The sequence below is a fragment of the Parafrankia soli genome (assembly GCF_001854695.1).
GTDB lineage: Bacteria > Actinomycetota > Actinomycetes > Frankiales > Frankiaceae > Parafrankia > Parafrankia soli.
This window is the reverse complement of the sequence record NZ_MAXA01000039.1, coordinates 1-9,094: the sequence shown is the minus strand read 5'-3', so window position 1 is coordinate 9,094 and position 9,094 is coordinate 1. Positions and strand designations below refer to the sequence as shown.

Here is a 9,094-nt window from a genome sequence, read left to right as displayed (position 1 = left end):
TATCAGGCGCTGCTCACCCTGCCCGGGGTCGGGAAGACCTTGGCCGCGGTGTTCCTCGCCGAGATCGGGGACATCACCCGCTTCCCCACGCCCGGCCACCTTGCCAGCTGGGCTGGTCTCACCCCCCGACACCGTGAGTCCGACACCACCGTGCACCGTGGCCACATCACCAAACAGGGCTCCTCCCTGATTCGCTGGGCCGCGATCGAAGCKGTGTCGATCCTGCCTCCCACGACCCCGGTCCTGGGCCCGACCAAGACCTGTGGGGTGTCAGAACTCGGCCACCGGTGGTGAGCTGGGGTTTTAGGCGGCTCGTTCGTATTCGTTGATCAGGCCGCCGAGGACGGGCTGGCGCTTGATCGTTCCTTGGTCAGGTCGGTGACGGGGTGGTCGGGCCGTGGTGGTTGAAGGTCGCGGCCGCGGTGGGGTCGTCGTCCGTTGTAGTGCCGTGCGTACTCGGCCAGGACAGCGCGCAGGTGCCGCTCGCCGAAGATCAGTATCCGGTCGGTGACCTCGGTTCGGACCGTGCGGACGAACCGTTCCGCGTAGGCGTTCGCCCGTGGGGTTCGGGGTGGGATCGTGACGGTGGTGATGCCGGCGTCGGCGAGGGCCGCGTCGAACGACGCGGTGAACTGTCCGGCCCGGTCCCGGACCCGCTCGATGTCCTTCGACGCCGACGAACGACCGAAGAGGAGCAGCCAGCCGCACACCCGCACGAAGATCATATAGAGCAGGCGGATGGACATAGCTGACCATCATGCCGGCAGCCCGCTCCGCCGCATCATCCCAGGTCACAGGCCCAAGCCGACTTCTGGCACCCCACAGGGTCCTTTCGAACCATCGGCGCAGGAATATGTCTCCCAGGCGCGCGCCGGGACCTTCGAGGCGAGGACGTCGACACGGCGCCGGCCGACGGTCGTGGTCACCTCGGTGTCCTTCTTGACAGCCAGAACATAGCCGACCCGGTGTTCTTCCAGCCAGTCGCGCAGTTCGGGGTCGCCGCCGTACACCTCGTCGCCGGCGACCCAGCCCAGCTGCCGGTGCGTCACCCAGAACCGGCGGATCATGTCCAGGGCCAGCAGCGGCTTGGTCGCGAACCCGACCCTGGCCGGCACGCCCGCCGCCGTGCACCGCGCCCGGTCGTCGGTCCAGCTCGCGGGAAGGTAAAGCTCCCGGTCGACGAACGCCCGTCCTTTCCCGGAGACATAGGCGGCGAACACCCCGATTTGACAGCTCTCGATCCGGCCCGCGGTGCCACTGTACTGACGTTGAACCCCGGCCGAGGAGGTTCCTTTCTTGACGAACCCGGTCTCGTCCACGACCAGGACCCCGTCTGGCTCGGCCAGGTTCTCCACCACATACGATTGAACAATGTCGCGCATCGCGTCGGCGTTCCATACGTACTCGTTCAACAGTCGCTGCATCTTCTGCGGCCCGGCCTCACGACTGAACTCCGCGAGCGTCCACCCGTTCTTCCGCTCCGTCCGAGACAACAATCCGGCCACATAGGCCCGGGCCTGCGCCCGGGGCTGATCGGACCGGAAGCAGTCTGCCACCCGGCCGAACAACTCCTCCAGCCCCGCCTCCCACACCGCCACGTCCGCCCCGGATACGCTACGTGCCGCGGCCACCGCGGCATCTTCGTGTGTTCTCACAAACTACGGAGAATCACGCGGTGGCCGCCCCACACCACACGCCACGCCGTATCCGCGATGAGAGACCACGCGGCGATCACTGTAACTGGAGTATTAGCGGGTTGCGGTGTGGCGTACGCTGCCGGCGGCAGCCGTCGTGGTGTCGCGGACCTCGGCGGTGGCGTCCTTGGCTTCCTCGCGGACGTCGCTCGCGGCGCTCTGCGCGGTTTCGCGCAGGGACTCCGCGGCCTCCTGTGCCTTGGGGCGCAGCTGATCCGACGCCTTCTGGGCGCTGTCCTTGAGAGGTTCGACGAGACGACCTGCCTGTTCCTTCATCTGAGCGCCCGCCTGCTGCTCGGGGCGGCTAGCCGGGATCAGGGAGCTGATCAGGGCGCCGACCCCGAAGGCGATCAGGCCGGCGGCCAGGGGACTGCCTTCGGTACCGCTGCGGACCGCGTCCGGCGTGGCGGCGACCGTGTCCTTCGCGGTACCGGCGGCGTCCTTCACCGCGTCGGCCGCGTCGGAGGCGTGGTCCTGTACGGCACCGGCAGCGTCGGAGGCGCGGCTCTGCAGGCCGTCGCCGGCGTCGCTGACCTGGTCGCGGGCGGAATGGGCGCTGCCCATCACCTTCTCCCGGACGCTGGTCACGGCACGGCGGGCGTCGTCGACGCGCCGTTCGGCGACCTTTGACGGGGACACCTTCGCGGACAGGGTGTCGACGTCGGTACCCAGGCGAGCTCGGGTCGCCTGGATGTCAGCTCTTACTTCGTGCGGTTCGCGGCCCATTGCGCGTCCTCCTTGAGGGTGTCGACGGTCTGAGGCGCCCCCGATACGTTCCGCAATTCCCGTCGGCCTCGTAGGACGAGAGGAACAGCAACAACCAGATAGATCATCGCGATGATGAAGGCAGCCCAGTCGATGGCGATCGCCCGGTCGAGCAGGAACATCAGCGCCACGGACGCGAAGAGCAGCGTCATGTAGACGGCGAACCCGCCGCCGCCGAGCATCCCGGCCCCGCGGCCCGCCCGCCGGCCCTCCTGACGGATCTCGGCCCTGGCGAGTTCGATCTCCTTGCGCACCAGCTCGGACAGATCGCTGGTGACCTCGGACATCAGCTGACCGGCCGTGGCCTCACGGACCGCGGTGTCGCTGGCGCCGGAGCCCCGAACGGCCTGTCCCGAATGCGTCGCCTCGGACGGATAGGGGTTGGACATGGCCTACCTCCCCGTGTCCGATCCGATCCGGGCTCCCCGGTCCGGGGTATAGACCGCGGAGGGCGGGGCGTCCACCCCGGCCCCGGTCGCCACGGGCAGCGGCTCGGCGGAGCCGGGAACGCGGCCGTTCCGCTCGTCTCCGGCGACGGCGTCACCAGCGGGGTCGGCCGCGGAGGAGTAGTAACGGCCCTCCGGCGCGGTCGCGGCCGAGAACGTCTCCGGCGGGGAGGTCGGCTGCACGGAAGGGCGGGCCGGCGTCCGGGACGTCGCGCCCCTGACCAGTCGGCCGGTCACGAACCCGCCGACGAGGGCGCCGGCCAGGAAGACACCGGGATGCGCACGCGCGAACGACCGCACGTCCTCCAGGAGGTCGGCGGGTTGCCGGTTCTCCAGGTGCTGACCGACCGCGCGCAGCCGCTCCGAGGCCATGCGGGCGAGGTCGCCGGCCAGGCCGGCCTCGGCCGGGGCCTGCTCTGCCATACGGGACAGACCGTCGGCCAACTCGCGCACGTTGGACGCGACGCGCTGCTGCTGCTCGGACGCCTGCTGGGTGACCTGGTCGCGGGTCTCGCCCACGAGATCCCGCGCCTGCCGTTTCGCCTCATCAGCGACATCCCGGACCTGGCGCTGGGTCTCGTCGACGACTCTGGAGGCCTGGGTCCCCGTCTCGTCCGCCACGCGCCTGCTCTGCCCCTGTGCTTCGCCGGCCACCTCGGCCGCCCGGCTCCCCGTCCGGGACGAACCGGGTTCCGGCCGTCCGGCCGTCCAAGGATCTCCCGCCTGATCGACGCCGCCCATAACGGGCTCTCGTGTTGTCACGATTGTTTCGCCTCCACTGATCGGTGTGTCGCCGCCGCCCTACCCGTGCAGGAGAACCCAAACCCTTTTTGCTTCCGCCGCGGAAAGTCGGCATCGGGAAGACTGTTCCAAGGGGCGCATACTTCTTCGGATTGATGAAAAAATTTTCGTATTTTTCGGACTGGTCGCGGCGCGTAGCCGCAAGCAGGGTTGATTTTTCGCCTGGGATGCAGCCGTTCCTGAAGATCCTGCTACAGAGCGGCACTGGCCGGCCCGCTGGTCCCGGGCCGGCCAGTGCCGCCGGCCTGGTCCGACGAGATCTGTCATCGTCTCGGCCCGTACCGAAACCGTCAGATGGCGGTGACAGTTACCTGTCGATGCGTGATCGATGTTTAAGAGCCGTGGCGGGCAGGGGCCGCTCGGCCAGCTTTTTCACCCAATTTCCGGAGGGTGGCAATAACCCGTTCGGTCGGGGAGGACCGAGGCCACGACGTCTCCCAGGTTTACGGTCCGGGCGCAGGGTAGGGGCCGCCCAACACCCATCCACGCTTTTTCCGGAGGCAACGTGAATTTTGATCCGTTGACAGAGAAGGGTATCGCTCTCGACGATCAGGTGCGGAACTGGTCCGAGCTGAGTGTCGAGCCGTACGACAAGATGTCGGTGGATCCGTACACCCGGTGTCGGGTGATCGCGATGAACGCCATCGAGGTCGAGGCGGTGATGTTCAGTCATCAGTTCGCCCGGCACCTCGACATCCCCGAGGTGAAAGCGGCGCTGGCGGAGATCCGCCGGATCGAGCAGCAGCAGCAGAAGGTCGTGAACTGGCTGACCCCGGCGGAGGAGTCGACGCTGGAGGTCACCCTTGGTTACGAGCAGGTGGCGGTTGATCTCACCGCCTGGCTGGCGCGCAGCGAGCCGGATCCGTACCTGCGGCAGACCTACGACTTCGGCCTGCTGGAGGACTTCGACCATCTCTACCGGTACGCGAACCTCTACGAGCTGCTGGAGGGGAAGACGGCCGAGCAGGTCGTCCACCAGCTCACCGAGGTGATGCCGGGGCGGCCCACACAGGTTGAGCACCGGCACCCGGTCGACAACATCCGCCGGCACTACGACAAGCACACGGCTGATCCGCTCAGCCGGTTGCACGCCCTTACGATCACCGCGGCCGAGCAGCAGACGATGAACTTCTACATGACCATCGGGAACCGGTACATGGAGCCGCTCGCCCGCTCGCTGTACGCGGAGATCGCGATGGTGGAGGAGGAGCACGTCACCCAGTACGAGTCGATGCTCGACCCGGGCGAGAGCTGGTTCGAACAGCTCGTGCTGCACGAGTACAACGAGTGCTACATGTACCACTCGTTCGCCGGTCAGGAGACCGATCCGCGGATTCGGCGAGTTTGGGAGCTGCACCTGGCGATGGAGATCGAGCAGCTGCGGGTGGCGGCCGACCTGATGAAGCGCTACGACGGTCGGGAGGCGGCTGAGGTGCTGCCCGCAGGGCTGCCGGAGCCGGTCCTGCTGGAGCCGAACAAGCAGTACGTCCGCGAGGTGCTCGCCACCCAGCTCGACCTGACCAGCCTCGGCACCGGCTATGTCATGGATGCGCACGACCGGTTCCAGGACAACCTGCGGAAGGTCAACGCGGGCGGGAACCCGAGCGAGCGGGTCATCGACGCCCACCGCGAGCGCTTCGGCACCGAGTACCGCCTCGAGACCGAGGGCCGTCACCCCGTCGAGCGCCTGCGCGAGGACGCCCTCGCCGGCCGGCGCTGACACTCATGACCCGGAAACCGGAGGAGAGATGACATGGTGACCACCGCGGTGCGCCCCGAGACCGGGGCGGTTATCAAGGCGGGGCCGATGGTCACGGTTGCGCCGGACCGGCTGGTCCAAGACCAGCAGTTCCACGACTTCGGCGCCGGGAGCGGGCTGGGCGGGCCGTTCCTCGCCGACCAGCTCTCGGCCTTCGTCGCTCACGAGCGGATGGGCCTCAACCTGCTGCGGACCCTGCACGCGCGCACCGACAACCCGACGCTGCGCTCCCGCTACGGCGAGCTGGAAGGCGAGACGCTGCAGGCCGTCGACACCTGGGAGCGGCTGATCCGCGGGCTCGGCGGCAATCCGCAGTACGCGAGCCCGGCCGGCCGGGCCACGGAGGGTCTGGACAACAAGGTCGTGGAGGCACTTTTGCTGTCCGGTTCCGCCGACCCTATGACCTTCGAGCAGGCGGGTTTGCAGGCTTTCCTGGCAGGGGCGAACCAGTGCGTGGCGAACGTCGCGCTGCTGTCGGCCTTCGCCGAGGAGGCCGACGACGGCGCCGCCAGGGAAACCCTGACCAGCGCCGCTGGCACCCTCTCGCAGGCGGCGGCGGGCCACGCGGACTGGGCGACCGACATGCTCCGCAAGATGGCGGTCGCCCAAGCGAAACACCCCACGACCCACAAGATCGGCCAGGCCGCGGAGAAGGCCGTCGACGCGGTACGCAACGTGGTCACCCCGGGCTGACGCGAGCCGCCGGCCCCCGGGCACGGCTGGAAAACCGGGTTCCGGGCGCCGGCGAAGCGGCCAGGCCGATGCCGCACGGCGGACTGGTGCGGCTCCTATGCGGCGGTGCCGATGAAGAAGTCGAGCGTCGCCCGCGATCCCGCGGCCTGGCGGGACGTCTGGATCTGTCCCTGACGCAACGGTCACATCCAGGAGGATGAGACCGGGCACCCGGCCACGTTTACCGCTCCGGCTTCTGAACAGACCTCGGTCAGGTCTGGTTCCGCCAGGGCCCCGATGTAGGAGGTGCAGTGGCGTCCTTGGGTAACGAGCAGCAGCGCCCGGAGCAGGAGCAGACCTGGCCGGGTGAGACAGCAGCGATGATCCCGCCACCCGAAGACGAAATGTCGGCCTATGTGGGGCGGAACCTGCTTCTCGACCGGGCCGTGCTGATCACGGGTGGTGATTCCGGAATCGGCCGGGCGGTCGCGGTCGCCTTCGCCAAGGAAGGCGCCGATGTCGCGATCTCCTACCTTTCCGAGCACGCCGACGCCGAACACACCGCGAAACTGGTCGAGCAGGCCGGCCGGCGTGCCCTGCTGCTGCCCGGCGACGTCGGCACCGAGGCACACTGCGTGGAGCTGGTCCGCCGCACGGTGGACGAGTTCGGCCGGCTCGACACCGTCGTCAACAACGCGGCGGTCCAGCGCAGCACCGACGACCTCACGGAGATCACCAGTGAGGAGTGGGCCTACACCTTCGCCGTCAACATCCACAGCTTCTTCTGGGTGACCAAGGCTGCCCTCGCCCATCTTCCCGACGGCGCGGCCGTCATCAACACCGCGTCGGTGAACGGCCTGCGCGGTAATGGCTCGCTGCTGGCCTATTCGGCGACCAAGGGCGCGGTGCTCGCCTTCACCTACGCGACCGCGCAGGCGCTCATCGACCGGCGTATCCGGGTGAACGCGGTCGCCCCTGGCCCGGTGTGGACGCCGCTGATTCCCGCGACGATGCCGCCGGAGAAGGCCGCGAGCTTCGGCGCCCAGGCGCCACTCGGCCGCCCCGCGCAACCCGACGAGATCGCGCCCAGCTACGTCTTCCTGGCCTCTGAGCAACTGTCGAGCTACTACAGCGGGCAGGTCCTGACTCCGGTCGGCGGCGAGGCCAAGCCGGGATGACGCCCCTCGTCCGCCGCGACCACTCTCAGCCGTCGCGGCGTCCCTGTACCGCGGCGACATCTCACCCGCCTGACGGCGCCCATCCCATGACGAGGAGATTCTGATGAGGACGCAGATCCGGAACAGGCCCGACTCGGGTCGTCGGAAGGGCCGCGTCCGCCGGTCGGCGTTTCTGATCGGCGCGGGGGTGGGGCTGGGGCTCGCCGGCAGGCGGCTCGCTGACCGGCGTGGCCCCGGGCGGGTGTCAGACGGCGAATCGTTCCTCACGGGAGCGAACGCCCCGGCCCCGGGCGCCCCCGCTGACCCCGGAGACGCTCCCGCCAGGGCGGTGGGAGTGAACCCGACCGCGGTCTCGCCGGAGGAACTGGCCGTGGCTGCGGTCAACACCAGCGACCCGGTGTCGGCGCTGCGGTTCGGCGAGCAGCCGGGCCTGCTCGCGACCGAGGACGCCGCCAGCGCACCCGACGAGCACCTCTCCACGAACACCAGTTTCGCGAACGAGGTCATGGAACAGAACCGCCCCGGCCGGCTCGACAACGAACGGGACAAGCCGCCACGCGCCCCCTGAAGGAGCTGATCAAAGGTTTCCGCGCCCGCCCGGGGACGGGGGAGCGGCTGCGCGGAGCTCACCTCGTCAAGATTCGGAGGACCTGAAATGTCGACGGACGCCATCGTGCTCCTGAAGGAAGATCACAAGGCGATCAAGGCCGCATTCAAGCGTTTCCAGGAGGCGGGGAAGAACGCCCACGCCACGAAGGGCAGGCTTGCCGATAAGCTCATCGAACTGCTCACGGTGCATACCTACATCGAGAACGAGGTCATGTATCCGGAGGTGCGCGGTCTGCTGCCGGCACTGGAGGACGACATCCTCGAATCGTACGAGGAGCATCATGTCGCGGACCTTCTTGTCGCGGAGCTGGCCGCGCTGTCGCCGGAGGCGGAGCGTTTCAGCGCCAAGACGGCAGTTCTGATCGAGAACGTGACGCGCCACATCGACGAGGAAGAGCACCAGTGGTTTCCCCGGGTTCGTGAGGGTCTCGGCCGCAAGCAGTTGTCCGAGATCGGGGAACGGTTGCTGGAGGCGAAGGGGAAGGCTCCGCACAGCCCGGCCCAGCCGAGCGCCCTCAAGAAGACTGTTGACGCCGTCATCAAGTAGCCACGCCGTTCCAACGCGGCTGATGGTGTCGTCACCGCTCGCGGCCGGAGGCGCGGTCGAGGTCGGCTCCGCTGGAGACCCGGCGCTGTCGTCCACTGCGCTGGGTGCCAGTCCAGGCACATGACCGTCGCGTCGTCCTGGAGGTCGCCGCCGCAGGCGTCGAGGACGAGTCTGGCCAGGTGCTGGACGAGCTCCCGGGGGTGCAGGTGGCTGTTCGCCGCCAGTTGTTCGGGTAGGTCGATCCGGGCGGCGTTGCGGTCGACCATTCCGTCGGTGACGAGAAGGAGGCGGTCTCCTGCGCGCAGTTGTAGGTGACGGACGGTGTAGGCGGTTTCCGGGAACATTCCGAAGGCGGGCTCCGGCGGCCAGCCGATCTGTTCGACCGTGTCATCTCGCAGGAGGTAGAAGGGGATGTGGCCTGCGTTGACAGCGCGCAACGCGCCGCTGGCGGAATCCGTCAAGCTGTTTGAGGCGAGTTGCTCGCAGATTTAGTTACCCGGCCTGGTCCGACTGGTCTGGCTCGTCACCGTCCTGCTGGGGTCGGTTGATCCACGCCGGTGTGGGGAGCTTCGGTGGGGTCGGTGGCCGGTGGACGAACCGTTCGGGGTGCGCGGTGTAGGCGG

9 protein-coding genes and 3 pseudogenes are annotated in these 9,094 nt (G+C 68.4%); 6 read left to right on the top strand and 6 right to left on the bottom strand.

Annotation, left to right across the window (positions count from 1 at the left end):
• Positions 1-294, top strand: a 294-nt coding sequence (locus tag BBK14_RS05455; RefSeq protein ID WP_241831173.1) for an IS110 family transposase, incomplete at its 5' end; no start/stop codon positions are given.
• A 9-nt stretch (positions 295-303) separates the two neighbouring features.
• Here the strand turns inward: BBK14_RS05455 and BBK14_RS39605 are convergent.
• From BBK14_RS39605 to BBK14_RS05430, 5 genes and pseudogenes are all read right to left on the bottom strand, one after another.
• Positions 304-653 (bottom strand): annotated as a pseudogene (locus BBK14_RS39605) (integrase core domain-containing protein); the annotation flags it as partial.
• Positions 654-824: 171 nt separating this feature from the next.
• Positions 825-1,598 (bottom strand): annotated as a pseudogene (locus tag BBK14_RS05445) (IS701 family transposase); the annotation flags it as partial.
• A gap of 150 nt (positions 1,599-1,748) precedes the next feature.
• A complete protein-coding gene (locus tag BBK14_RS05440) occupies positions 1,749-2,420 on the bottom strand; it encodes a DUF3618 domain-containing protein (RefSeq protein ID WP_071060101.1) in 672 nt (223 codons plus the stop codon).
• The gene (locus BBK14_RS05435) at positions 2,396-2,848 is read right to left on the bottom strand and encodes a phage holin family protein (RefSeq protein ID WP_071060100.1); all 453 of its coding nucleotides are present in this window, start codon (positions 2,846-2,848) and stop codon (positions 2,396-2,398) included. Before BBK14_RS05435 ends, BBK14_RS05440 begins: the two co-directional genes overlap by 25 nt.
• A gap of 3 nt (positions 2,849-2,851) precedes the next feature.
• The gene (locus BBK14_RS05430; RefSeq protein ID WP_071060099.1) at positions 2,852-3,526 is read right to left on the bottom strand and encodes a hypothetical protein; all 675 of its coding nucleotides are present in this window, start codon (positions 3,524-3,526) and stop codon (positions 2,852-2,854) included.
• 700 nt (positions 3,527-4,226) lie between these two features.
• Here BBK14_RS05430 and BBK14_RS05425 point away from each other — a divergent pair.
• The 5 genes from BBK14_RS05425 (at position 4,227) to BBK14_RS05405 (ending at position 8,471) form a co-directional block, all read left to right on the top strand.
• Positions 4,227-5,426: a hypothetical protein gene (locus BBK14_RS05425; protein WP_241831169.1), complete on the top strand. Its 1,200-nt coding sequence runs from the start codon at positions 4,227-4,229 to the stop codon at positions 5,424-5,426.
• 33 nt (positions 5,427-5,459) lie between these two features.
• Positions 5,460-6,158, top strand: coding sequence for a ferritin-like domain-containing protein (locus BBK14_RS05420; RefSeq protein ID WP_071060097.1), 699 nt, complete (start codon positions 5,460-5,462; stop codon positions 6,156-6,158).
• A gap of 290 nt (positions 6,159-6,448) precedes the next feature.
• Entirely contained in the window at positions 6,449-7,315 is an 867-nt protein-coding gene (locus tag BBK14_RS05415) for an SDR family oxidoreductase (protein ID WP_241831167.1), read from the top strand.
• A gap of 103 nt (positions 7,316-7,418) precedes the next feature.
• Positions 7,419-7,883 (top strand): hypothetical protein, encoded by a 465-nt coding sequence (locus BBK14_RS05410; RefSeq protein WP_071060095.1) that lies wholly within the window; start codon positions 7,419-7,421, stop codon positions 7,881-7,883.
• Positions 7,884-7,970: 87 nt separating this feature from the next.
• A complete protein-coding gene (locus tag BBK14_RS05405) occupies positions 7,971-8,471 on the top strand; it encodes a hemerythrin domain-containing protein (protein ID WP_071060094.1) in 501 nt (166 codons plus the stop codon).
• 167 nt (positions 8,472-8,638) lie between these two features.
• On the opposite strand, the pseudogene BBK14_RS34695 reads toward BBK14_RS05405, so the two are convergent.
• Positions 8,639-8,908, bottom strand: a pseudogene (locus BBK14_RS34695) (SpoIIE family protein phosphatase); the annotation flags it as partial.
• Between the last annotated feature and the right edge of the window lie 186 nt (positions 8,909-9,094).

Bases quoted from the DNA above. Each gene is read 5' to 3' on its own strand.
- BBK14_RS05440 (WP_071060101.1), bottom strand. From the start codon at position 2,420: ATGGGCCGCGAACCGCACGAAGTAAGAGCTGACATCCAGGCGACCCGA.
- BBK14_RS05435 (WP_071060100.1), bottom strand. From the start codon at position 2,848: ATGTCCAACCCCTATCCGTCCGAGGCGACGCATTCGGGACAGGCCGTT.
- BBK14_RS05420 (WP_071060097.1), top strand. From the start codon at position 5,460: ATGGTGACCACCGCGGTGCGCCCCGAGACCGGGGCGGTTATCAAGGCG.
- BBK14_RS05410 (WP_071060095.1), top strand. From the start codon at position 7,419: ATGAGGACGCAGATCCGGAACAGGCCCGACTCGGGTCGTCGGAAGGGC.
- BBK14_RS05405 (WP_071060094.1), top strand. From the start codon at position 7,971: ATGTCGACGGACGCCATCGTGCTCCTGAAGGAAGATCACAAGGCGATC.